A 23,546-nucleotide genomic window follows, 5' to 3' on the forward strand; every position below is an offset into this window, starting at 1 on the left:
CATTCAGATGCTTAGACGCTTCTGGCTGTTCTTCGCGCAGGCGGTAACCGTACTGCTCGCGCTGATGTTCATCGTCGTGACGCTCAAGCCGCAATGGCTGCAACGGCAAGGACAGCTCGGCAAACAGCTCGCCACGCCGATCGTTGCACTGCGGGAGGTCGCGCCGGGCATCGGCGGGGCACCGGCAACCACGTCGTACGCCGAGGCGGCGCAAAAGGCGATGCCGGCCGTCGTCAACGTATTCTCCAGCAAGGACGGCTCCCTGCCGCCCGATCCGCGCGCGAAAGACCCGCTGTTCCGCTACTTCTTCGGCGACCGCAACGCCCGCAAGCAGCAGGACGAACCGGCCGCCAACCTCGGCTCGGGCGTTATCGTGAGCCCGGAAGGTTACATTCTAACGAACCAGCACGTCGTGGACGGCGCCGACCAGATCGAAGTCGCGCTCGCCGACGGCCGCACGGCCACCGCGAAGGTGATCGGCAGCGACCCGGAAACCGATCTGGCGGTGCTGAAGATCAACATGACGAACCTGCCGACGATCACGCTCGGCCGCTCCGACCAGGCGCGTGTGGGCGACGTGGTGCTCGCGATCGGCAACCCGTTCGGCGTCGGCCAGACGGTCACGATGGGGATCATCAGCGCGCTCGGCCGCAATCACCTCGGCATCAACACGTTCGAGAACTTCATCCAGACCGACGCGCCGATCAACCCGGGCAACTCGGGCGGCGCGCTGGTCGACGTGAACGGCAACCTGCTCGGCATCAACACCGCGATCTACTCGCGCTCGGGCGGCTCGCTCGGCATCGGCTTCGCGATTCCGGTGTCGACCGCGCGCACCGTGCTCGAAAGCATCATCACGAACGGATCGGTCACGCGCGGCTGGATCGGTGTCGAGCCGCAGGACGTCACGCCGGAGATCGCCGAGTCGTTCGGGCTCGCGCAGAAATCGGGCGCGATCGTCGCGGGCGTGCTGCAGGGCGGCCCGGCCGACAAGGCCGGCATCAAGCCGGGCGACATCCTCGTCAGTGTGAACGGCGAGGAAATCACCGACACGACGAAGCTGCTGAACACCGTCGCGCAGATCAAGCCGGGCACGCCGACCAAGGTGCACGTCGTGCGCAAGGGCAAGGAGTTCGACGTGAACGTCGTGATCGGCAAGCGCCCGCCGCCGCCGAAACAGACGCTCGACGATCAGGACAGCGACACCGAATGACGCCCGCCGGGCGGCGCGGCCACGCCGTCTGCGAGCGGTAGCCGGACATGAAAAAAGGGCAACCGATCCGGCTGCCCTTTTGCTTTGCATCGCTTGTCTTGCCCGGCGGCGGTCAACCGCTCCGCACCATCCGCGCAACGCTCGGCGTTTGAAACATCGCCGGGCCGCCGCGTGCAGCGCCTTCGTCAACCGGCGGCGCCGTTCTCCGCTTCGGTCTCTTCCGTCGGCTTCGGCACGAAGAATCGTGCGGCCAGCAGCCCGACCTCGAACAGCACGATGAGCGGCAGCGCGAGCATCAGCTGCGAGAACACGTCCGGCGGCGTGACGACCGCCGCGACGATGAACGCGCCGACGATCACGTACGGCCGGATCTCCTTCAGCTTCTTCACCGTCAGCACGCCCATGCGCACGAGCAGCACGACGATGATCGGCACCTCGAACGTGACCCCGAATGCGATGAACATCCCGAGCACGAAGCTCAGGTAGTTGTCGATGTCGGTCGACATCTCCGCGCCGAGCGGCGCGTTGTAGTGCGCCATCACGCGGAAGATCGTCGGGAACACGAGGAAGTACGCGAACGCCATCCCGCACAGGAACAGGAAGTAGCTGCTGCCGACGAGCGGCGCGACGAGCTTCTTCTCGTGCTGGTACAGCCCCGGCGCGACGAACGCCCAGATCTGGTACAGCACGACCGGCAGCGCGATCACGAGTGCGACGAGCATCGTGACCTTCATCGGCACGAAGAACGAGCCGGTGACGTCGGTCACGATCATCCTGCCGCCCTTCGGCAGGTTCTCCATCAGCGGCCGCGCGAGCAGCCGGAAGATGTCGGGCGCCCAGTAGACGAGCCCGAGGAACACGACGATCACGGCCAGCCCCGCGCGAATGATGCGATCGCGAAGCTCGACGAGATGGGAAATAAAGGTTTCTTCCGGGGCGTCGCCCGGATTCTGCTGGGGGTCGCTCACACCGGCCCTCGGTAGGATTGACGAGCGAGCATGCGCTCGGCTCAGAAGAAGCGCGTCGGCCGGCGCAGGCTGGCCGGCTGGTGGCGCGCGACACGCGCGGCGCCCGACTGCACGTGCGTGCGACGGGTGGTCGCGCGCTTGTACCAGACAGGCATCGCAGCCTGTTTCACGCGCCAGTTGCGACGCTTCGGCGCAAGCGCAGCCGCGCTGCGGCGCCACGACGACGGCGCTGCGGGCGTGTCGGAGCCGTACGAATCGGCATCGACCGAGCCTTCATGAAGACCGCCGACCGCGGAATGCCACGTGTCGTTCAGCTCCTTCTCGTGCTCGCGCAGGTTGTCGTGAATCGTCGTCTCGACGTTGCGCGCGGCCGACTCGAAATCGGTCTTCATCGTGCGCAGCGCGTCGAGCTCGATTTCACGCGAGACCTCGGCCTTCACGTCGTTGATGTACCGCTGCGCGCGGCCGAACAATGCGCCTGCCGTACGCGCGACGCGCGGCAGGCGCTCGGGGCCGAGCACCACGAGCGCGACGACGCCGATCAGCGCCATCTTCGAAAGACCGAGATCCAGCATCGCGAATGTCTGTCAGCGTACCGGCATTACGCCTTGTTCGAGTCGGAACGCGTCGTTTCCTTCGCGTTGACGTCGACCGAGCCCGAGCGCGGCAGTTGCTGCGCGTCGGCCGGCGTTTCGCCTTCCTTCATGCCGTCCTTGAAACCCTTCACGGCGCTGCCGAGATCGTTACCGATGTTGCGCAGCTTCTTCGTACCGAAAACCAGCGCGACGATCAGCAGCACGATCAGCCAGTGCCAAATGCTCAATCCACCCATGATGAAACCTCTCCTCAACCACGCCGCGTCGCGGCGTAAATCGCCGGCGGCACGCCGGCTTCGACTATCGATGCGGGGAAAACGCCCCGCTGCGTCAACCCATCCGCTGCCACGGGCGCGGGCCGGCCAGGATGTGCGCGTGCAGGTGGTAAACCTCCTGTCCGCCGCCGGGGCCCGTGTTGATCACCGTGCGAAACCCGGTTTCGCCGCCCGTATACGCGACGCCGAGCTGGTCGGCCAGACGCGCGACGAGCACCATCAGCCGGCCGAGCATCGGCGCATCGGCGTCGGTCGCCGCCGACAGCGTCGGCAGATGCCGACGCGGAATCACGAGCACGTGCGTCTCGGCCGCCGGGCGGATGTCGCGGAACGCGACGAATTCGTCGTCCTCGTGCACCTTCGCGCTCGGGATCTCGCCCGCCGCGATCTTGCAGAACAGGCAATTCGGATCGTGACTCATGTTGCTCCTGCGAAACGCTCGATCGCCGGTCAGAACCAGGCCCGCGGATCAAGCGTCTTGTTGTCATTCAGGTACAGCCAACCTTTGATGATACGGTACAGCGTCCAGATCCATGTGACAAACATGATGACGAACCCGACCACCACGAACATCAGCGCGAAGCCGATCACATATGCGATCAGCGCACGCCAGAAGGTGCGGATCTGCCACTCGAAATGGTCGGCGTACGGCGTGCCGGCCACATCGCCGCGCTTCACGTAGTTGATGATGATCGCGATGATGCCGGTGACGCCACCCGTCAGCCAGTGAATCGCGTAGAGGCCGTACAACACGTGCGTCAGCGTGCGCAATCCGTTCAGCCGTTCGGCCTCCGATGTGCCCTGCACCGACGGCGTCGGAAACTGGCTCGGCGTATCGGTCATGATGCTACCCTCGTAAGATGACAATTCTTACAGCTTACCGCACTGTTGCCGGTGCGGCAGGCCGTCGACTGTCACCCGCCGTTTTCCTCGCGCTCGCGGCGCTTGCGCAGCGCCTTTTCCTCGATGCCCGACAGCCCTTCGCGGCGCTCGAGTTCGGCGATCACGTCGGCCGGGCTCAGGTCGAAATGCGACAGCATCACGAGGCAGTGGAACCACAGATCGGCCACTTCGCCGACCAGCGCCGTCGGCGCGCCGCCCTGGCGCACGTCCTTCGCGGCCAGCACGACTTCGGTCGCCTCTTCGCCGATCTTCTTCAGCACCGCGTCGTCGCCCTTGTGGAACAGGCGCGATACGTACGATTGATCGGGGTCGCCGCCCTTGCGGCTATCGATCACGGCTGCGAGGCGCAGCAGCGTGTCTTCGGTCGATTGCGTCATTTGTAGATGTGTTCGGGATCTTTCAGCACCGGATCGACCGCGACCCAGTCGCCGCTGTCCAGGGTACCTTCGAATTTCTGGAAGAAGCACGAATGCCGGCCGGTGTGGCATGCGATGCCCGACACCTGCTCGACCTTCAGCAGCACGACGTCCTCGTCGCAATCGAGCCGCACCTCGTGCACGTGCTGCACGTGGCCCGACTCCTCGCCCTTGAACCACAGGCGCTTGCGCGAGCGCGAGTAGTAGACCGCGCGCTGCGTCTCGATCGTCTTGGCCAGCGCCTCGCGGTTCATCCACGCGAACATCAGCACGTCGTTCGTCGACGCTTCCTGCGCGATCACCGGCACGAGGCCGTTGTCGTCCCAGCGGACCTTGTCGAGCCACGCGGGCAGGGATTTCGTTTCCGTATTCATCACAACCTCACCGGGATGCCCTGGTCGGACATGAAGCGCTTCGCCTCGCCGACCGTGTGCTCGCCATAGTGGAAGATGCTTGCGGCCAGCACCGCGTCGGCGCGGCCGTCCTTGATGCCGTCCGCCAGATGCTGCAGCGAACCGACACCGCCCGATGCAATCACCGGCACCGGCACCGCGTCCGACACGCCGCGCGTAAGCGCGAGGTCGAAGCCCGACTTCGTGCCGTCGCGGTCCATGCTCGTGAGCAGGATCTCGCCCGCGCCAAGCTCGGCCATCTTGCGCGCCCATTCGATCGCGTCGAGGCCGGTGTTCTTGCGACCGCCGTGCGTGAACACTTCCCAGCGCGGCGTCTCGCCGTCGGCGGACACGCGCTTCGCGTCGATCGCGACGACGATGCACTGCGAGCCGTACTTGTCGGCCGCGTCGCGCACGAGTTGCGGGTTCGCGACCGCCGACGAGTTCATGCTGACCTTGTCCGCGCCCGCGTTCAGGAGGCGCCGCACATCTTCGACAGCGCGCACGCCGCCGCCGACGGTCAGCGGAATGAAGACCTGCGATGCGACGGCCTCGATGATCGGCAGGATCAGGTCGCGCTGGTCGGAGGTCGCGGTGATGTCGAGGAACGTGAGTTCGTCGGCGCCCTGGTCGTCGTAGCGGCGAGCGATTTCGACGGGATCGCCGGCATCGCGCAGTTCAACGAAGTTGACGCCCTTGACGACACGCCCGGCAGTCACGTCCAGGCAGGGGATGATGCGTTTAGCTAGAGCCATGATGTTGCGCCAAATGCCGCGATGGGATGGCCGGTTGCGGACGGCCGGTTTCGGACGCCTCGCGCGAGGCGCCCGGTCGGGGCTGCCGGCAGGCAGCCCCCGGCGAACGGAACGACCGCGCTTACGCGTCGTCGAGTTCGCCGTTCAGTTCGTCCGCGCGCTTTTGCGCGGCCGCGAAATCGAGGTCGCCGGAGTAGATCGCACGGCCGCAGATCACGCCTTCGACGCCGTGTTCTTCCACTTCGCAGAGGTTGTCGATATCGGTGAGGTTCGACAGGCCGCCGCTTGCGATCACCGGAATGCCGACCGCCTGCGCGAGTTTCACCGTCGCCTCGATGTTGATGCCCTGCAGCATCCCGTCGCGGCCGATGTCCGTGTAGACGATCGATTCGACGCCGTAATCCTCGAACTTGCGCGCGAGATCGATCACTTCGTGGCCGGTCAGCTTGCTCCAGCCGTCGGTCGCGACCTTGCCGTCCTTCGCGTCCAGGCCAACGATGATGTTGCCCGCGAACGCGGTGCATGCGTCCTGCAGGAAGCCCGGGTCCTTCACGGCCGCGGTGCCGATGATCACGTAGGAAAGGCCGGCGTCGAGATACTTCTCGATCGTCTCGAGGCTGCGAATACCGCCGCCAAGCTGCACGGGGATTTCGTCGCCGACTTCGTCGAGGATCGCTTCGATCGCTTCGAGATTCTTCGGCTTGCCGGCAAACGCGCCGTTCAGGTCGACCAGGTGCAGTCGCCGGGCGCCGAGATCGACCCACTTGCGGGCCATCGCCGCCGGGTTCTCGGAGAAAATCGTAGCCTGGTCCATATCGCCCTGTTTGAGGCGCACACACTGACCGTCTTTGAGATCGATGGCCGGAATCAGCAACATAGCAATCGGGTATCGTCGTGGAAAAAGAAAAGAATCCGGCGCGCACCGGCCAAACCGGTGCCGCGCCGTCTCGCTAGTTTAGTACAACTCTTTCAGCGCTTAGGGCCTGCTCCCGCCAATAACGGGCTTGCCAACGTGCCTTTCCGGCCGCACTGCAGAGCGCGACGCGCGCCATTTCAATGCGGCCGGAAAGACACATTCCCCCAAGCTAACAAATCATTCGCGGGGCGGCCGCAACACGGGCCCGCCAGGCCCGCGAATTGTGGCACGCATGCGACGTTTACGGTTTCCAGTGTACGAAGTTGCGATACAGACGCAACCCGACCTCCGCGCTTTTCTCGGGGTGGAATTGGGTCGCGAAGAGGTTGTCCCGCGCGACCGCGGACGTAAACGGCGCACCGTACGCCGTTTCGCCGACCGTGTGCGCCGGGTTCTCCGGGCTCACGTAGTAGCTGTGTACGAAGTAGAAATATGCGTCATCGGGCACGCCGTCCCACAGCGGGTGCGGCTGCGATTGATGCACGCGGTTCCAGCCCATCTGCGGCACCTTGAAGCGCGAGCCGTCGTCCTGCAACCGGCCGTCGAGCTCGAACCGCACGACCTTGCCGGGCAACAGGCCGAGGCCCTTCGTGTCGCCTTCGGCGCTCCAGTCGAACAGCATCTGCTCGCCGACGCACACGCCGAGCAGCGGCTTCGTGCGCGACGCCTCGATCACCGCTTCCTGCAGCCCCGATTCGCCAAGGCAGCGCATGCAGTCCGGCATCGCGCCCTGGCCGGGCAGCACGACGCGGTCGGCCGCGCGAATCGCGGCCGGCGTGTCGACGATCGCCACGTCGGCGGCCGGTTCGGCCTTCTTGAGCGCCTGCGCGACCGAGCGCAGGTTGCCCATCCCATAATCCACAATCGCAATCGAAGTTTTCATCTCAGTGCAGGCAGTAGCGCCCTCAGTCCATTGACGATGAATTCCACCGCCAGCGCCGACAGCATCAGACCCATCAGCCGCGTGGCGATGTTGATGCCGGTGCGGCCGATCCAGTTCGCGATCGGCTCGGCGAGCCGCATCGCGATGAAACACAGCAAAGCCAGGACAGCGCCAATCGCGACAAGCCCGGCTCGCTCATACCAGTGATGCGAGTTAGCCGCGTAGATGATCACCGTGCTGATCGAGCCGGGGCCCGTCAGCAGCGGAATCGCCAGCGGCACGACCGCGATGTTGTCCTTCATCTCTGCTTCGTGGCGCTCCTCCGGCGTCGATCGCGTGTTGCCGATCTGCGCGTTCAGCATGTTGATCGCCATCAGCAACATGATGATCCCGCCGCCCACTTCAAGCGAGCCGACCGAAATGCCGAAGAAGTTGATGATCTGCTGCCCGAGCAGCGCCGTCACCGTCATCACGCAGAACACCGACACCGACGCGATCCGGATCGTACGGCGCCGTTCGTCGTCCGTCTGCTGCGCCGTCAGGCTCAGGAAGAACGGCACCGCGCCGACCGGGTTGATCAGCGCCAGCAGCGAAATGAACGATTTGAGCAGATCCATCGCAAGCCGGCGCGCCGCGCCGAAGCCGTGAGGTTGTCCCGGACGCAGTCCGTCAGGAAATCAGAGGCTGCCCTTCGTCGACGGAATCTGCCCCGCCGCACGCTCGTCGAGCTCCACCGCCGCGCGCAGCGCCCGGCCGAACGCCTTGAACACCGTTTCGAGCTGATGGTGCGCGTTGATGCCGCGCAGGTTGTCGATGTGCAGCGTGACGCCCGCGTGGTTCACGAATCCGCGGAAGAATTCGATCGACAGGTCGACGTCGAAGGTGCCGATCCGCGCGCGCGTGAACGGCACGTGGAATTCGAGACCCGGGCGCCCCGAGAAGTCGATCACGACGCGCGACAGCGCCTCGTCGAGCGGCACGTACGAATGGCCGTAACGGCGGATGCCCTTTCTGTCGCCGATCGCTTTCGCGACAGCCTGACCGAGCGTGATGCCGACGTCCTCGACCGTATGGTGATCGTCGATGTGCGTGTCGCCATGCGCTTCAACCTCGAGATCGATCAGACCGTGTCGCGCGATCTGATCGAGCATATGGTCGAGAAACGGCACGCCGGTAGCCAGCTTCTGCTGGCCCGTGCCGTCGAGATCGAGCTTCACACGGATCTGCGTTTCGCTGGTATTGCGAACGACTTCCGCCACACGCATGGCAATTCCTTGATTGAGTCTGATGTAAATGGGGATTGATCGTCGCGCGCCGCCGCGCCCTGGGCTCAACCGGGCAGCGCGAGTTTCAAGGCGGCCAGCAAGCGTGCATTTTCGTCGGGAGAACCGACGGTCAGCCGCACGCATTCGGCCAGCAACGGATGCATTTTACTCACGTTTTTGATCAACACTCCTTCGGTGAGCAGCGCATCGAACACGCTCACCGCGTCCGGCACGCGCACCAGCAGGAAGTTGCCGGCGCTCGGATACACCGTCGCGCCCGGCAGCGCGGCCACGGCCTGCGCGAGACGCGCGCGTTCCGCGCGCAGTTCGGCCGCCTGCGCATCGAGCACGTCGAGGTGATCGAGCAGGAAATCAGCGGTCGCCTGGGTCAGCACGTTGATGTTGTACGGCGGACGTACCTTGTCGAACTCGGTCAGCCAGGCCGGCAGCCCGGCAAGATAGCCGAGGCGGATGCCCGCGAGGCCGAGCTTCGACACGGTGCGCATCACGACGACGTTGTCGAATTCGGCAGCGCGCGGCAGCCACGACCGCTCCGCGAACGGCTGGTACGCCTCGTCGATCACGATCAGGCTGTGACGCGCGGCCGCGATGATGCGCTCGACGTCGGCTTCGTCGTACAGCGTGCCGGTCGGATTGTTCGGATACGCGAGATAGACGAGCGCGGGCCGGTGCGTGTCGATCGCCGCGATCATCGCGTCGGCGTCGAGCGTCAGGTCGGCCTTCAGCGGCACGCCGACGAATTCGAGGTGCGCGAACTTCGCGGACAGCTCGTACATCACGAAGCCCGGCACCGGTGCGAGCACCTTCGCGCCCGGCTTCGCGCACGCCACCGACATCATGCTGATGATTTCGTCCGAGCCGTTGCCGAGCAGCACGTCGCACGCGGCCGGCACGCCCATCGCGTGGCGCAGCTTGTCGAGCAGCGCGCCCGGGCGCGGCGCCGGGTAGCGGTTCAGCGCGACCTGCGCGAGGCGCTCGCCGAGCGCCGCAGCGAGCGGCGCGGGCAGCGAATACGGGTTCTCCATCGCGTCGAGTTTCACGAACCCGCTCGCGTCCGGCACCGGGTAGCTCGTCATCGCGAGCACGTCGCGGCGGATGATGTCTTGTGGCGTCGTCATGGTCTCAAGCCGGCGTGCGTCGCGCCGGCGTCAAATGGTCGGCAAGGCGGCGGCTGCCGCCTTGCACGGGTCTCCTGGCCGACCGGAGCCGATGCCTCGGCATCGGCTCCGGCGCGCGTGTTACCCCTTCATCCGGAGTTCGGCGGCGCGCGCGTGCGCCTGCAGGCCCTCGCCGTACGCGAGTTCGGATGCGATTTCACCCAGCGTCTGCGCCCCTTCGGCGCTGACTTCGATCAGGCTCGAGCGCTTGATGAAGTCGTACACGCCGAGCGGCGACGAGAAGCGCGCGGTGCGCGACGTCGGCAGCACGTGATTCGGGCCGGCGCAGTAGTCGCCGAGGCTTTCGCTCGTGTAGCGGCCGAGGAAGATCGCGCCCGCATGGCGGATCTGCTGGCCCCATTGCTGCGGCTCCAGTGCGGAAATTTCCAGGTGCTCGGGCGCGATGTCGTTCGCGATCCGGCACGCTTCGGCCATGTCGCGCACCTTGATCAGCGCGCCGCGGCCTTCGAGCGATGCGCGGATCACGTCCTGGCGCGGCATCGTCGGCAGCAGCTCGTCGATCGCCTTCTCGACGCGCTCGAGGAACGCGCCATCCGGGCACAGCAGGATCGACTGCGCGAGCTCGTCGTGTTCGGCCTGCGAGAACAGGTCCATCGCGACCCAGCTCGGATCGGTCGTGCCGTCGCACAGCACGAGGATTTCCGACGGGCCGGCGATCATGTCGATACCGACCGTGCCGAACACGCGGCGCTTCGCCGACGCGACGTACGCGTTGCCCGGCCCGCAGATCTTGTCGACCGCCGGCACCGTGGCCGTGCCGTATGCCAGTGCGCCAACGGCCTGCGCGCCGCCGATCGTGAACACGCGATCGACGCCGCCGAGCAGCGCCGCGGCGAGTACGAGATCGTTCTTCACGCCGTCCGGCGTCGGCACGACCATCACGATCTCGCCGACACCCGCGACGCGCGCGGGAATCGCGTTCATCAGCACCGACGACGGATACGCCGCCTTGCCGCCCGGCACGTACAGGCCGACGCGGTCGAGCGGCGTAACCTTCTGGCCGAGCACCGTGCCGTCGCTTTCCGTGTACTGCCAGCTATGCGTGCCGCACTCGATCTTCTGCTTCTCGTGGTACGCCCGCACACGCGCCGCCGCCGCCTCCAGCGCTGCGCGCGCCTTCGGCGCGAGGCCGTCGAGCGCCGTCTGCAGCGCGTCCTGCGGCAGCTCGAGCGCGGCGATGCTGGGCGCGCTCAGCCGGTCGAAGCGGTTCGTGTACTCGAGCACCGCGGCGTCGCCGCGCGACTTCACGTCGGCGAGAATCTGCGCGACCGACTGCTCGATCGCCTCGTCCTCGCTCGCCTCGAATGCGAGCACCGCACGCAGCGCGGCATCGAAGCCTTCGCTCGTCGAATCGAGTTTGCGGATGGTGATGGCCATGGGAGTTCCGTTACGGTGATGCGCTCAATTGCCATTCTGCGACGCGCGTTCGAACGCGTCGAGAATCGGCTTGAGCGCCGCGCGCTTCAACTTCAGCGCAGCCTGGTTCACGACGAGGCGCGACGAGATCGCCATGATCTCCTCGACCTCGACCAGATTGTTCGCCTTCAGTGTGCCGCCCGAGCTGACGAGGTCGACGATCGCGTCGGCCAGCCCGACCAGCGGCGCCAGTTCCATCGAGCCGTACAGCTTGATCAGGTCGACGTGCACGCCCTTCGCGGCGAAGTGTTCGCGCGCCGTTTCGACGTACTTGGTCGCAACCCGCAGGCGCGCGCCCTGGCGCACCGCGTTCGCGTAGTCGAAACCGGCCGGCACGGCCACCGACATCCGGCAGCGTGCAATGTTCAGATCGATCGGCTGGTACAGACCCGAGCCGCCGTGCTCGACCAGCACGTCCTTGCCGGCCACGCCGAAATCGGCCGCGCCGTATTCGACATAGGTCGGCACGTCGCTCGCGCGCACGATGATCACGCGCAGGTTCGGATTGGTCGTCGGCAGGATCAGCTTGCGCGACGTTTCCGGATCCTCGGACACCTGCACGCCGGCAGCCGCCAGCAGCGGCAGGGTTTCCTCGAAAATCCGGCCCTTCGACAGGGCGAGGGTCAGCGGCGCGGTCATGCTTGGCTCCCGGAGAGGCGGCGCACGTTCGCGCCGACAGCGGTCAGTTTGGCTTCCATGCGGTCGTAGCCGCGGTCCAGATGGTAGATGCGGTCGACGAGCGTTTCGCCTTCGGCACGCAGCCCGGCGATCACGAGGCTCGCCGATGCGCGCAGGTCGGTCGCCATCACGGTTGCGCCGGACAGCTTGTCGACGCCGGTCACGAGCGCCGTATTGCCGTCGACCGTGATGTTCGCACCGAGCCGGTTCAGCTCCTGCACGTGCATGAAGCGATTCTCGAAAATGGTCTCGACGACCTGCGCGGTGCCCGTCGCGATCGAATTCAGCGCCATGAACTGCGCCTGCATGTCGGTCGGGAACGCCGGGTATTCCGACGTGCGGATCGTCACTGCCGACGGGCGGCGGTCCATCTTCACGCGCAGCCAGCTGTCGCCTTCCTCGATCGACACGCCGGCTTCGCGCAGCTTGTCGACCACCGCGTCGAGGATCTGCGGGCGCACGCCCGTCAGCATCACGTCGCCGCCGGCCGCCGCGACCGCGCACAGAAACGTGCCGGCCTCGATACGGTCGGGAATCACCGAATGGCGCGCGCCATGCAGGCGCTCGACGCCCTGGATCACGAGGCGGTCGGTGCCGATGCCGTCGATTTTCGCGCCCATCGCAACCAGCAAGTGTGCGAGATCGCTCACTTCCGGCTCGCGCGCCGCGTTTTCGATCACCGTCTCGCCGTCGGCCAGCGTCGCGGCCATCAGCAGGTTTTCGGTGCCCGTCACGGTGATCATATCGGTCACGATGCGCGCGCCCTTCAGGCGCTTCGCGCGTGCTTCGATGAAGCCGTGCTCGATGCTGATCTCGGCGCCCATCGCCTGCAGGCCCTTGATGTGCTGATCCACCGGACGCGCGCCGATCGCGCAGCCGCCCGGCAGCGACACCTTCGCCTCGCCGAAGCGCGCGAGCAGCGGCCCGAGCACGAGAATCGACGCGCGCATCGTCTTCACGAGCTCGTACGGCGCGACGAGGTTGTCGACGTTCGACGCATCGAGCTGCACGCGGCAGCCGTCCGTGTCGCTCTTCACGCCCATCTGGTTCAGCACCTTCAGCGTGGTCCGCACGTCCTTCAGGTTCGGCACGTTGTCGAGCTCGACCGGATCGGCGCTCAGCAGCCCCGCGCACAGGATCGGCAGCGCGGCGTTCTTCGCGCCGGACACGACGATCTCGCCGGACAGCCGGCGACCGCCTTCGATCACGAGCTTGTCCATCCCCTGTCCCTGCGATTCCCCGTTGGCGGCCGGGTGTGCCGTGGCGACGCTCTGGACGGCGTCGCGCTCGTTGACGGTGACTTGCACTCAGTGGTTCCGGTTATGCGTTCTGCCATTCGGCGGGCGTCAGCGTCTTCATGCTGAGCGCGTGGATTTCCTGCTTCATGCGATCGCCGAGCGCCGCATAGACGAGCTGGTGCCGCTGGATCGGCCGCTTGCCTTCGAAGGCCGCCGACACGATCGTCGCGAAGAAATGCTGGCCGTCGCCTTCGACTTCCAGATGAGTGCAGGCGAGACCGCCGGCGATGTATTGCTTGACCTGTTCGGGAGTCGGCAACATGAAGGGCTCCTGTTGGCGCGCGCCGCCGGTGGCGGCCGCTGCCGTCGATATCAATGACGCAGTTTGTAGCCGGTCGCGAGCAGCCGCATCGCGAATATCGCGAGCAGCACGAAGAAACCGGTGACGATGGCGAGGCTCGCGAGCGGGTTGATGTCGGACGCGCCGAAGAACCCGTAACGGAAACCGTCGATCATGTAGAAAAACGGGTTGAGACGCGAAATCTCGCGCCACACGGGCGGCAGCGAGTGCGTCGAATAGAACACGCCGGACAGGAACGTCAGCGGCATGATCAGGAAGTTCTGGAACGCGGCGAGCTGGTCGAACTTCTCGGCCCAGATCCCGGCGATCAGCCCGAGCGTGCCGAGAATCGCCGAGCCGAGCAGCGCGAACGCGATGATGAACAACGGCGCCGCGAAATGCATCGGGATAAACCAGATCGTCACGACGAACACGCCCGTGCCGACCGCGAGCCCGCGCACCACGGACGCGAGCACGTACGCGCCGAAGATGTCCTTGTAGGACAGCGGCGGCAGCAGCACGAACACGAGGTTGCCGGTGATCTTCGACTGGATCAGCGATGACGAGCTGTTCGCGAACGCGTTCTGCAGCACGCTCATCATCACGAGGCCGGGGACGAGAAAGCTCACGTACTCGACGCCCGGATACACCTCGACGCGACCCGACAGCGCGTGACCGAAGATCGTCAGATACAGCAGCGCCGTCACGACCGGCGCACACACCGTCTGGAACGATACCTTCCAGAAACGCAGAAGTTCCTTGTAGAACAGCGTACGAAAACCGCTCATGCCAATCCCTCGATCACCTCGGCCCCGTTCATCACCTGGACGAACACATCTTCGAGGTCGGCCTTGCGGACCTCGATCTCGTCGAACGTGCAGCCCGCCGCGCGACACTGCGCGAGGATGCGTTCGACATCGTCGTAGCTCGCGAGACGCAGCAGGTGCTCGCCCGGCGCGCGTGCGGCCGGATCGGTCTCCAGCCCGCGCAGCTCGGCGGGCAGCGCGCCCGTCGCCAGGCGCAGGTACAGCTGCAGCCCCGCGAAACGACGCAGCAGCGCGTCGGTGCGGTCGAGCGCGACGACTTCGCCGCGGCGCAGCATCGCGATGCGGTCGCACAGCGCCTCGGCTTCCTCGAGGTAATGGGTGGTCAGGACGATCGTGTGACCCTCGCGGTTCAATCGCGAGATGAATTTCCACAGCGTCTGGCGCAGTTCGACGTCGACGCCGGCGGTCGGCTCGTCGAGCACGATCACGGGCGGCCGGTGCACGAGCGCCTGCGCGACCAGCACGCGGCGCTTCATCCCGCCCGACAGCGCGCGCATGTTCGCGTCGGCCTTCTCGGTGAGATCGAGATTCGCCATCACTTCGTCGATCCAGTCGTCGTTGCGGCGCAGCCCGAAATAACCGGACTGGATCCGCAGCGTCTCGCGGACGGTGAAGAACGGGTCGAACACGAGTTCCTGCGGCACGACGCCGAGCGCGCGCCGCGCGCCGCGGAAGTCCTTGACGACATCGTGGCCGCGCACCGAGATGCTGCCTTCATCGGCCCGGGCGAGCCCGGCGAGGATACTGATGAGCGTGGTCTTGCCTGCGCCGTTCGGGCCGAGCAGACCGAAAAACTCGCCTTCCTCGACCGACAGACTGACGCCCTTGAGCGCCTGAAGCGATTTGTAGCGCTTCTTGACGTGACGGATTTCTATGGCTGACATGACTGAGCGCGGCACAACGGCCGCGACGCCTATTCTGGTGCTTGCTGCGAAAGAAAATGGGGGCCAGACGCCGATTGGCTGCCCCGCAAAACGCTTGATTATAGGGCAAACCGGCTGGTGGAGCCGGTGCCGGAGGCACGCGGCCTGAAGCTTGCATGCGCCGGGTGACGCAGCAGGCTTCGGTCGGACAGGGTCAATGTCGCCCGGTGCCGTCGATGAGCGCGTCGACGCCGTAGGCGTGCGCGAGGCTGGCGAGCTTCGGAGGGAGATTGAGGATGTCGAGGGTCGTGCCGCGCGCTTTGGCGGCACGCTGCCATGCGAGCAGCACGGCGAGCGCAGACGAGTCGAACTGCGTCAGCGCCGCGCAATCGACGGCGGTTGCACCCGCGCCGATGCGCGCGAGACCGTCCGCGAGCGCGGACTTCGCGCTCGCGACGGTCAGCGAAGAGCCGGCTGCGAAGCCGCTCACGACGCCTGCTTGCCGGCGGCAAGTTCCTGGTTGCGCTGCGTCAGGAACTTGATCAGGCCGTCCACGCCGCTTTGCTGGATCTTCTCGTTGAACTGCTGCTGGTACGTCTGGATCAGCCACGCGCCGAGCACGTTCAGGTCATAGACCTTCCAGCCGTTGGCCGACTTGTAGAGGCGGTAGTCGATCTGCACCGGCTGGCCGTTGTTCATCGCGACCGTCTTGACCACGACGTCGGTATCGGCCGGATCGGCGCGGAACGGCGGGTACTGGATCTGCTGGTCCGGCTTCAGCTGCGCGAGCGCACCCGAGTACGTGCGGATCAGCAGCAGCTTGAACTGCTCCTGGATCTGCTGCTGCTGTTCGGCCGACGCCGTGCGCCAGTTGCGGCCCATCGCGAGCTGCGTGGTGCGGCGGAAATCGGTGTACGGCAGGATGTCCTTGTTGACGATCGTGATGATGCGGTTCGTATCGCCCTGCTTGATCGTCTGCTGCTTGACTTCGTCGAGCACCTGCTGCGTCGCCGTCTTGATCAGCGATTGCGGGTTCGACTGGTCAACTTGCGCGTGAGCTGCGCTGCCGAACGAGAACAGCGCCGCGAAAACGGGGATCAGGAACAGTTTTTTCATCATAGTGACCTGCATGAATGAGTCGATGCCAAGGTTGGAGCCGGTAGGTTACGCGCAAGTTCGCGCTCGCTACCGACTGAATCGTTTCCGGCTGTAACGAATGTATCCGCTCAGAACCGGATGTTCGGCAGATGCAGGCCGCCCGGTGACGGCGGCGCCACCTGCATCGGCGGCACGGTCGTCGCGCTGGCCGGGTTCGGCGATGCGGCCGGGCCCGAAGCCGGTGCCGCAACCGCCGCGCCCGACGCGCCGGCCGGCGCGCTCGCGCCGCTCACTGCCGCTGCGCCCGCCGGTGCCGCGCCGTCGTCCGGCAGGTCGTACTTCGGCAGCGCATCGCTGCTCGACGTCGTGGCGGCCTCGCCGCGCGCGTTGTCGATCAGCATCTGGCGGCGCTGCAGGTATGCGTTGCGCACGAACGAATACTTGTCGAGCGCCGCGGCATCCAGCACATCGCCCGCACCGAGCAGGTTCGCGCGCGCGTTGACGAGGTTCACACCGAACAGGCCCCAGCTCAGGCCGTCCGGCTTCACGTAGGTCAGCGGGTTGCCGACGTAGTCGACGCCAAGGCCCGCCGTGTCGCGCAGCGTGCTCGGGCCGAGCAGCGGCAGCACGAGATACGGGCCCGACGGCACGCCGTAGCGGCCCATCGTGATCCCGAAGTCGGCCGTGTGCTTCGGCAGCTTCGCGATCGTCGCGACGTCGAACAGGCCGCCGACGCCGAACACCGTATTGATCACGACGCGCATGATGTCGCCGACGCCGTCCGCGATCCGCAACTGCACGATGTTGTTCGCCGCGATGTAGACGTCGCCGATGTTCGAGAAGAAGTTCGTCACGCTCTCGCGCACCGGCTGCGGCACCGCGTATTGGTAGCCCTTCGCGACCGGCTTCAGCGCGTACGTGTCGACCGTGTCGTTGAACTTGTACATCGTCCGGTTGAAGCCTTCGAGCGGATCGCCCTTGGTCGGCGTCTGCACGGTCGCGCAGCCGCTCAACGCGGCGACTGCCGCAACCGCAAGCGCGGCGTGCCTGATGCGGATCGTCTGCATGGTCATTACCCTCTTGTCTTTCTCTCGTGTGGTTATTGAGCGCCCGAAGCGGACACCGCGGACGCCGCCACCGGTGCGGGCGCGGCCGGAGCGGCCGATGCGCCGGCCGCCGGTTTCGCGCCGCCTGCGTCGGCTGCCTTGCTGTACAGGAACTGGCCGATCAGGTTCTCGAGCACGATCGCCGACTGCGTCATCGTGATCGTATCGCCCGCCTTCAACATTTCGGTGTCACCGCCCGGCTCAAGGCCGATGTACTGCTCGCCGAGCAGGCCGGACGTCAGGATCTTCGCCGACGAATCCTTCGGGAACGGGTACTGGCCGTCGATATCGATCGTCACCAGCGCCTGATAGGTATTGGTGTCGAAGTCGATCGTCTTCACGCGGCCAACCACCACGCCGGCGCTCTTCACGGCCGCGCGCGGCTTCAGCCCGCCGATGTTGTCGAATTTCATCTTCACCGAATAGGTCGGCTGAAACGACAGCGAGCTCATGTTGCCGACCTTCAGTGCCAGGAACAGCACCGCAAGGAAGCCCACCACCACGAACAGGCCGACCCAGAAGTCGAGAGCAGTCTTTTTCATCGTCATCCCAAAATTTGGCTTGGCTGAGGCTTAGCTGAACATCAGCGCGGTCAGCAGGAAATCGAGGCCGAGTACGGCGAGCGACGCGAACACGACCGTCTTGGTCGTCGCGCGCGACACGCCTTCCGGCGTGGGCTTCGCTTCATACCCCTGATACAGCGCAACGAAGGTCACGGCGAATCCGAACACGATGCTCTTGATCACACCGTTGCCGACGTCGGCCCAGACCTGGACCCCGCCCTGCATCTGCGACCAGAACGCGCCCGGATCGACGCCGATCAGCACGACCCCGACGATATAGCCGCCGAGCACACCGACCGCGCTGAAGATCGCGGCCAGCAGCGGCATCGTGATGATGCCCGCCCACATGCGCGGCGCGATCACCGTCTTGATCGGGTCCACCGCCATCATCTCGAGCGCGGTGAGCTGCTCGCCGGCCTTCATCAGGCCGATCTCGGCCGTGAGCGACGTGCCGGCACGGCCCGCGAACAGCAGCGCGGTCACGACCGGGCCGAGCTCGCGCACGAGCGACAGCGCAACCAGCAGGCCGAGTGCCTGCTCGGAGCCATAGCGATTCAGCGTGTAATAACCCTGCAGGCCGAGCACGAAGCCGACGAACAGCCCCGACACGGCGATGATCACGAACGAATAATTGCCGAGAAAGTGAATCTGTTTCGTGACGAGCCGCGGCCGGCGCAGCAGCGGAAAGAATTCCAGCACGAGGCGCAGGAACAGCCGCGTGCCGTAGCCCGCGCGCTCGAGGCTGCCGATGACGTAACGTCCGATCGCGCTGATCATGCGCGCCCTCCGCCGAGCCCGAAATCCGCTGCCAGCGGCGGGCTCGTGTAGTGAAATTTGTACGGGCCGTCCGGCGCGCCGTCGATGAACTGGCGCACGCTCGGATCGGTCGATGCGCGCAGCTCGTCAGGCGTCCCTTGCGCGAGCACGCCGCCGTTGGCCAGGAAATACACGTAGTCGGCGATCGCGAACGATTCGGGCACGTCGTGCGTGACGAGAATCGACGTCGCGCCGAGCGCCTGGTTCAGCGTGCGGATCAGGTTCGCGGTGATGCCGAGCGAGATCGGGTCGAGACCGGCGAACGGCTCGTCATACATGATGAGCTGCGGGTCGAGCGCGATCGCGCGCGCCAGCGCGATGCGGCGCGCCATCCCGCCCGATACCTCGGACGGCATCAGGTCGCGTGCGCCGCGCAGGCCGACCGCGTTGAGCTTCATCAGCACGAGGTCGCGAATCAGGTCTTCGGGCAGATCGGTGTGTTCGCGCAGCGTAAACGCAACGTTCTCGAACACCGACATGTCGGTGAACAACGCACCGAACTGGAACAACATGCCCATCTTGCGGCGCAGCGCGTACAGACCGTCGCGCGTCTGTGCGCCAACGTCGGCGCCGTCGAACAGCACCTGGCCGCGGCTCGCGCGCACGAGGCCGCCGATCAGGCGCAGCACGGTCGTCTTGCCGCAACCCGAGCCGCCCATGACAGCGACGACCTGGCCGCGCCCGAAGCGCATGTTCAGGTTCGACAGGACGAGGCGGTCGCCGTAGCCAAAGTCGACGTCGCGAAGTTCCAGCAGTGTCTCGGTAGGAGTGGGGCTCACGGAGCTGACAGTCCTTTTACGCAGAACGCCGAATTATAGGGCCTGCCTTGGAATGATGTCGTGACGCCGTTCCGGGCCCTGCGGTCAATGATTGTCAAATTGTCGGGCAAAACATTGCTGCAACGCAACAATCGCCGCCCGATAATTGATAGCGCCCGTCACCGCACTGACCACCGCCACGCTGCCCACGCCCGTCGCGAGGACGTCCGGCAACGCATCGAGCCCCACGCCGCCGATCGCGACGAGCGGCGCCCGCGCGCCCGCGAAGCGCGCGTAGCGGGCGATCCGCGCCAGGCCCTGCGGCGGTGCCGCGACCGCCTTGGTCGCGGTGGCATAGACCGGGCCGAGCGCGAGATAGCTCGGACGCTCGTGCAAGGCCCGCAACATTTCGTAATAACCGTGGCTCGACAGCCCGAGGCGCAGGCCGGCGCGCGCGATCGCGGCGAGATCGGCCGTTTCGAGGTCTTCCTGGCCCAGATGTACGCCGTACGCCCCCTCTTCTACCGCGATCTGCCAGTGATCATTGATGAACACGCGCGCATCGGGGCAGCGGCGCCCCGCGGCGACCGCACGCGCAATCTCCCGGCGCAGCGCATCGGGGTTCGCATCCTTCACGCGCAGTTGCACGGTCCGTGCGCCGCAATCGAGCACGCGCTCGACCCATTCGGCATCCGGTACGACCGGATAGAGACCGAGTTGCGGCGGGCACGGCGGGAACGCCGGCTCCGGCGCGGCGGCCAGGCCGGCGACGCGCGGAAACCACACGGCATCGACCGGCCACGCGTCCGCGCCGCGCGTCTCGTCGCCGTCGCGCCACGCCAGCGCGAGCACCAGCGCGTCGATCGGTGCGAAGCCGCAATCGAGGAATGCGGCGAGCGCCGCGATCCAGTCGTCCGCGAGCGGATGCGCGGCGTCGAGCGCGTAGCGCACGCCCGCGGCATGCAGCGCCGCGCCGTGTTCGTCGAATTCGATCGCGACCGCGTCCGGCGACGCCGGGCGCGACGCGGCCGACGCGCGCGACTGCGCGGTACGGTCGCCGGCCGATACGATCAGCACGTCGCCGTCGGCCGGCACGTCGGGCGTCGCCACGCAAAGCCGCCACGGCGCCGCGGCGCCCGGCCACTCGCCGAGGCGCGCGCGAATCCGTTCGGCCGCTTCGGCCAGCTCGTCGGCCGGCGGCCAGAAGGCATCGGCGAATCGCGTGCTCATGCGCCGCCTCCGTCCTGGTGCCAGAACGGCATCCCGACGACCGGCGTGCTCGCGTGAGCGGTCTCGCGCGCATCCATCGGGCCGGCCAGGTAAGCGGCACGGCCGGCCTCGACGCCCTGCGCGAACGCACGCGCCATGATTTCCGGGTGCGTGGCCTGCGACACGGCCGTGTTCAGCAGTACGCCGTCGAAGCCCCACTCCATCACCTGGCACGCATGCGACGGCACGCCGAGCCCCGCGTCGACGATCAGCGGCACGTCAGGCAGCCGCTCGCGCAGCACACGCAGCCCGTACGGGTTCACGACGCCCTTGCCGGTGCCGATCGGCGCGCCCCACGGCATCAGCGCCTCGCAGCCGACGTCGAGCAGGCGCCGGCCGATCACGAGATCCTCGGTGCAGTACGGCAGCACCTTGAAACCGTCCTTGACCAGTTGCGCGGCCGCCTCGATCAGCCCGATCGGGTCGGGTTGCAGCGTGTAGTCGTCGCCGATCAGCTCGAGCTTGATCCAGTCGGTGTCGAACACCTCGCGCGCCATGTGCGCGGTCGTCACCGCCTCGGCGACGGTCTGGCAGCCGGCCGTGTTCGGCAGCAGCGGCACCGCGTGGCGCTTGAGCAGATCGAAGAAGCCAGCCTCGGCCGTGCCGCCCGTCATCTGGCGGCGCAGCGCGACCGTCACCATCCCGGGCCGCGACGCGGCAATCGAATCGGACAGCGACTGCAGCGACGGATAGCGCGACGTGCCGAGCAGCACGCGGCTTGCGAAGGTTTCGCCGTACAGCGTCAACGCGTCGGCGGAAGTGAGGGACGTCATGTCGTTTTCCTGGAAGAGCGGGGACGGACCGGCGGCGCTCAGCCGCCCGCGACGGGATGCACCACGTCGAGCTTGTCGCCCGCCGCAAGCGCACGCGCCGCATGCTGCGTGCGCGCGACGAAATTGCCGTTCAGCGCGACCGCGTACGGCGGACGTGCGCCGAACGCGGCGAGCGCGTCGGCCACCGTCGCATCGTCGGGCAGCGTCAGGGTCTGTTGGTTGATCTGGATATCCATGGGACTCGGGTCGAATTCGGTGAGCGATGCGCGTCAGGCCGGCTGGCGCACGTCGTCGCGGTGATGAAGGAGCGTCGGCCAGCGCGCCGCATCGCGCCACGCGGCGAACGCGTCGGCATCGCTGAACGCGCCGCCCAGCGCGGCTTGCGCGAAGCCGACGGCCGCCTGCGCGACTTCCGGCGCGATCATGAAGCCGTGCCGGTACAGGCCGTTGACGGCGAGCGTCGACGCGCCGTCCCAGATCACCGCCGGGCGATGATCGGGCAGCGTCGGGCGGCACTGCGCATTCAGTTCGAGGATGCGTGCCTCGCCGAACGCCGGGTGCACGGAGAATGCCGCGCTCAGCAGTTCGAGCGCGGAGCGCACGCTGACGGGCGACATGTCCTCGCCCTCCACTTCGGTCGCGCCGATCACGTACAGGTCGTCCTGCTTCGGCGCGATGTACAGCGGATAACGCGGATGCAGCAGCCGCACCGGCCGCGTGAGCCCGATGCCGGGCGCACGCACGCGCGCGACTTCGCCGCGGATGCCGCGCAGCGCGGGCAGCACCGGCTTTGCGCCGAGCCCGCGACAATCGATCGTGAAATGCGCGTCGGGCCGGTTCGCGTCGTCGATCGCGACGTGCCAGTGCAGCTCGACGCCGCGCTGCGCGAGGCCCGCCGCCAGCGCGCGCAGCGCTTGCCGGTTGTCGAGCTGCCCTTCGCGCGGCAGCATCAGCCCGCGCGCGAAGCGGCCCGCCAGCGCGGGTTCGGCCGCGTCCACCTGCGCGCCCGCCAGCGCGACGAAGCCGCCGTCGAACAGTTCGGCCGGCGCGTTCGCACGCACGCGCCGCTCGAACAGCGGCGCCTCCGCGCGATCCGCGTGGTGCCAGACGACGAGCGTGCCGTGATGCTGGAAGAACACGGGTTCGGGCAGCTCCGCGAGCCACTGCGGCCAGCGGGCGAGCGACGCGGCGCCGAGCTCGGTGATCAGCAATTCGGCGCTCGCCGCCTCGGCGAGCGGCGCGAGCATCGCGGCGGCGATCCACGCGGCCGACTGCTCGCCATCCGGGCCGCCGCGCTCGTACAGCGCGACGCGATGCCCGTCGCCCGCGAGCCGCCATGCGATCAGGCGACCGACCAGGCCGCCGCCGAGCACGGCGAAATCCGGCCGGCGATCGTGAACGTTCGAAGCAGAGGTGTTCATCGTGCGCCCTCCGCGCGGGCGCGCGAGACGAGCGCCAATGCGCGCGCACCGTCCCGTGCCAACGCACACGACGGTGAAACAGGAACAGCGAAAAAGACTGAAGATTGAGCGGTCATCATTCCTTCCGTAACGCGCGATGCGCGTACCCAAAAGGACGAAACCGGCAGCAAAGGCCGGCCGGGCGGGACTCGGGCGCTGACCATGTGGGATGGCAGCCAGCGCGACCCGGCGGGATCAGAAACTTCCCTCGCCGGTATTACCCGGATCGGGTGCGAAGGGTCTTTCTCAGCCTCGCCGCATCGCCCGGAACTACCCGTCGGCCGCGCTCGAAGCACCCCTGTTTCGTCGTCGGCCATTAGACCATAAAAGCGGAAAGCGCCGCAAACTGTCCCCCTTGCGGCAAATTCGCCGTCGTGCCGGGCCGCTCTGGCACAATGCCTGCAGGCCGGCCGCGCGAGCGGCCGGTTGCCGCGTCACCGCCGGCCTTAAGTGCCGTTTAAGACGCGCGGGCGACCATCCGAGCGCCCGCCGTCCGTCGGCATCTTGTCCGGCATGCCGTATCGCGGCGCGCGCCCGGCTTCGCCCGGCCCGCGCGCCGG

At 66.8% G+C, this 23,546-nt stretch carries 30 protein-coding genes and 1 riboswitch; of the genes, 1 reads left to right on the plus strand and 29 read right to left on the minus strand.

The annotated features are described in order from the left end of the window. Positions 1-7 precede the first annotated feature (7 nt). The gene (locus BX604_RS05770; protein ID WP_098549959.1) at positions 8-1,213 is read left to right on the plus strand and encodes a Do family serine endopeptidase; all 1,206 of its coding nucleotides are present in this window, start codon (positions 8-10) and stop codon (positions 1,211-1,213) included. A gap of 185 nt (positions 1,214-1,398) precedes the next feature. Here BX604_RS05770 and tatC read toward each other — a convergent pair whose 3' ends face one another. The 29 genes from tatC to BX604_RS05915 all read right to left on the minus strand — a co-directional run bounded on the left by tatC (position 1,399) and on the right by BX604_RS05915 (position 22,947). Further along, on the minus strand, positions 1,399-2,181 hold the full coding sequence (tatC, locus tag BX604_RS05775) for a twin-arginine translocase subunit TatC (protein WP_098549960.1): 783 nt from the start codon (positions 2,179-2,181) through the stop codon (positions 1,399-1,401). Between the two features lie 41 nt (positions 2,182-2,222). Further along, positions 2,223-2,756 carry a Sec-independent protein translocase protein TatB gene (gene tatB, locus BX604_RS05780; protein WP_098549961.1) on the minus strand — a complete coding sequence of 178 codons (534 nt, stop codon included), beginning with the start codon at positions 2,754-2,756 and terminating at the stop codon, positions 2,223-2,225. Between the two features lie 26 nt (positions 2,757-2,782). Beyond that, on the minus strand, positions 2,783-3,013 hold the full coding sequence (tatA, locus tag BX604_RS05785; RefSeq protein ID WP_034183658.1) for a Sec-independent protein translocase subunit TatA: 231 nt from the start codon (positions 3,011-3,013) through the stop codon (positions 2,783-2,785). Positions 3,014-3,107: 94 nt separating this feature from the next. Further along, entirely contained in the window at positions 3,108-3,473 is a 366-nt protein-coding gene (locus tag BX604_RS05790; protein WP_098549962.1) for a histidine triad nucleotide-binding protein, read from the minus strand. Between the two features lie 29 nt (positions 3,474-3,502). Continuing rightward, complete coding sequence (locus tag BX604_RS05795; protein WP_098549963.1) at positions 3,503-3,895, minus strand: DUF4870 family protein; 393 nt, start codon at positions 3,893-3,895, stop codon at positions 3,503-3,505. A 71-nt stretch (positions 3,896-3,966) separates the two neighbouring features. Next, positions 3,967-4,332: a phosphoribosyl-ATP diphosphatase gene (locus BX604_RS05800; RefSeq protein ID WP_006485344.1), complete on the minus strand. Its 366-nt coding sequence runs from the start codon at positions 4,330-4,332 to the stop codon at positions 3,967-3,969. Then, the gene (hisI, locus tag BX604_RS05805) at positions 4,329-4,745 is read right to left on the minus strand and encodes a phosphoribosyl-AMP cyclohydrolase (protein WP_098549964.1); all 417 of its coding nucleotides are present in this window, start codon (positions 4,743-4,745) and stop codon (positions 4,329-4,331) included. The genes BX604_RS05800 and hisI overlap by 4 nt, the downstream gene beginning before the upstream one ends. Further along, positions 4,745-5,518, minus strand: coding sequence for an imidazole glycerol phosphate synthase subunit HisF (hisF, locus tag BX604_RS05810; RefSeq protein WP_006751800.1), 774 nt, complete (start codon positions 5,516-5,518; stop codon positions 4,745-4,747). Before hisF ends, hisI begins: the two co-directional genes overlap by 1 nt. 121 nt (positions 5,519-5,639) lie before the next feature. Then, positions 5,640-6,395 carry a 1-(5-phosphoribosyl)-5-[(5-phosphoribosylamino)methylideneamino]imidazole-4-carboxamide isomerase gene (gene hisA / locus BX604_RS05815; protein ID WP_098549965.1) on the minus strand — a complete coding sequence of 252 codons (756 nt, stop codon included), beginning with the start codon at positions 6,393-6,395 and terminating at the stop codon, positions 5,640-5,642. A 280-nt stretch (positions 6,396-6,675) separates the two neighbouring features. Continuing rightward, on the minus strand, positions 6,676-7,317 hold the full coding sequence (gene hisH, locus BX604_RS05820; protein ID WP_096504255.1) for an imidazole glycerol phosphate synthase subunit HisH: 642 nt from the start codon (positions 7,315-7,317) through the stop codon (positions 6,676-6,678). Further along, the gene (locus BX604_RS05825) at positions 7,314-7,934 is read right to left on the minus strand and encodes a YchE family NAAT transporter (protein ID WP_098549966.1); all 621 of its coding nucleotides are present in this window, start codon (positions 7,932-7,934) and stop codon (positions 7,314-7,316) included. The genes hisH and BX604_RS05825 overlap by 4 nt, the downstream gene beginning before the upstream one ends. A 60-nt stretch (positions 7,935-7,994) precedes the next feature. Next, positions 7,995-8,582 (minus strand): imidazoleglycerol-phosphate dehydratase HisB, encoded by a 588-nt coding sequence (hisB, locus tag BX604_RS05830; RefSeq protein ID WP_098549967.1) that lies wholly within the window; start codon positions 8,580-8,582, stop codon positions 7,995-7,997. Between the two features lie 65 nt (positions 8,583-8,647). Next, positions 8,648-9,721: a histidinol-phosphate transaminase gene (gene hisC / locus BX604_RS05835; protein ID WP_098549968.1), complete on the minus strand. Its 1,074-nt coding sequence runs from the start codon at positions 9,719-9,721 to the stop codon at positions 8,648-8,650. Positions 9,722-9,841: 120 nt separating this feature from the next. Further along, entirely contained in the window at positions 9,842-11,158 is a 1,317-nt protein-coding gene (hisD, locus tag BX604_RS05840) for a histidinol dehydrogenase (RefSeq protein WP_098549969.1), read from the minus strand. 24 nt (positions 11,159-11,182) lie between these two features. Then, the gene (gene hisG / locus BX604_RS05845; protein WP_098549970.1) at positions 11,183-11,836 is read right to left on the minus strand and encodes an ATP phosphoribosyltransferase; all 654 of its coding nucleotides are present in this window, start codon (positions 11,834-11,836) and stop codon (positions 11,183-11,185) included. Next, complete coding sequence (gene murA, locus BX604_RS05850; protein WP_098549971.1) at positions 11,833-13,182, minus strand: UDP-N-acetylglucosamine 1-carboxyvinyltransferase; 1,350 nt, start codon at positions 13,180-13,182, stop codon at positions 11,833-11,835. The genes hisG and murA overlap by 4 nt, the downstream gene beginning before the upstream one ends. Positions 13,183-13,195: 13 nt before the next feature. Further along, positions 13,196-13,435: a BolA family protein gene (locus tag BX604_RS05855; RefSeq protein ID WP_006477131.1), complete on the minus strand. Its 240-nt coding sequence runs from the start codon at positions 13,433-13,435 to the stop codon at positions 13,196-13,198. Between the two features lie 50 nt (positions 13,436-13,485). After that, positions 13,486-14,241 (minus strand): ABC transporter permease, encoded by a 756-nt coding sequence (locus BX604_RS05860; RefSeq protein WP_098549972.1) that lies wholly within the window; start codon positions 14,239-14,241, stop codon positions 13,486-13,488. Then, positions 14,238-15,164, minus strand: a complete 927-nt coding sequence (locus tag BX604_RS05865) for an ABC transporter ATP-binding protein (protein ID WP_098549973.1) — start codon at positions 15,162-15,164, stop codon at positions 14,238-14,240. Before BX604_RS05865 ends, BX604_RS05860 begins: the two co-directional genes overlap by 4 nt. Positions 15,165-15,357: 193 nt before the next feature. Continuing rightward, on the minus strand, positions 15,358-15,633 hold the full coding sequence (locus BX604_RS05870; RefSeq protein ID WP_098549974.1) for an STAS domain-containing protein: 276 nt from the start codon (positions 15,631-15,633) through the stop codon (positions 15,358-15,360). Further along, the gene (locus BX604_RS05875; RefSeq protein ID WP_098552721.1) at positions 15,630-16,259 is read right to left on the minus strand and encodes an MlaC/ttg2D family ABC transporter substrate-binding protein; all 630 of its coding nucleotides are present in this window, start codon (positions 16,257-16,259) and stop codon (positions 15,630-15,632) included. The genes BX604_RS05870 and BX604_RS05875 overlap by 4 nt, the downstream gene beginning before the upstream one ends. A 110-nt stretch (positions 16,260-16,369) precedes the next feature. Then, on the minus strand, positions 16,370-17,308 hold the full coding sequence (locus BX604_RS05880; protein WP_098552722.1) for an MlaA family lipoprotein: 939 nt from the start codon (positions 17,306-17,308) through the stop codon (positions 16,370-16,372). Between the two features lie 32 nt (positions 17,309-17,340). Further along, on the minus strand, positions 17,341-17,895 hold the full coding sequence (gene mlaD, locus BX604_RS05885; RefSeq protein WP_098549975.1) for an outer membrane lipid asymmetry maintenance protein MlaD: 555 nt from the start codon (positions 17,893-17,895) through the stop codon (positions 17,341-17,343). A 24-nt stretch (positions 17,896-17,919) separates the two neighbouring features. Further along, positions 17,920-18,687, minus strand: a complete 768-nt coding sequence (mlaE, locus tag BX604_RS05890; protein ID WP_098549976.1) for a lipid asymmetry maintenance ABC transporter permease subunit MlaE — start codon at positions 18,685-18,687, stop codon at positions 17,920-17,922. Continuing rightward, complete coding sequence (locus tag BX604_RS05895) at positions 18,684-19,505, minus strand: ABC transporter ATP-binding protein (protein ID WP_098549977.1); 822 nt, start codon at positions 19,503-19,505, stop codon at positions 18,684-18,686. Before BX604_RS05895 ends, mlaE begins: the two co-directional genes overlap by 4 nt. Positions 19,506-19,589: 84 nt before the next feature. Further along, positions 19,590-20,714: a thiamine phosphate synthase gene (gene thiE / locus BX604_RS05900; protein ID WP_098549978.1), complete on the minus strand. Its 1,125-nt coding sequence runs from the start codon at positions 20,712-20,714 to the stop codon at positions 19,590-19,592. Then, a complete protein-coding gene (locus BX604_RS05905; protein ID WP_098549979.1) occupies positions 20,711-21,526 on the minus strand; it encodes a thiazole synthase in 816 nt (271 codons plus the stop codon). Before BX604_RS05905 ends, thiE begins: the two co-directional genes overlap by 4 nt. Before the next feature lie 38 nt (positions 21,527-21,564). Beyond that, the gene (gene thiS / locus BX604_RS05910; protein WP_098549980.1) at positions 21,565-21,762 is read right to left on the minus strand and encodes a sulfur carrier protein ThiS; all 198 of its coding nucleotides are present in this window, start codon (positions 21,760-21,762) and stop codon (positions 21,565-21,567) included. A 33-nt stretch (positions 21,763-21,795) separates the two neighbouring features. Then, on the minus strand, positions 21,796-22,947 hold the full coding sequence (locus tag BX604_RS05915) for an FAD-dependent oxidoreductase (protein ID WP_098549981.1): 1,152 nt from the start codon (positions 22,945-22,947) through the stop codon (positions 21,796-21,798). Positions 22,948-23,172: 225 nt separating this feature from the next. Continuing rightward, a riboswitch (TPP riboswitch) is annotated at positions 23,173-23,296 on the minus strand. Positions 23,297-23,546 lie beyond the last annotated feature (250 nt).

Origin of the sequence: Burkholderia sp. JKS000303, from assembly GCF_002563755.1 — a bacterium.
GTDB lineage: Bacteria > Pseudomonadota > Gammaproteobacteria > Burkholderiales > Burkholderiaceae > Burkholderia > Burkholderia anthina_B.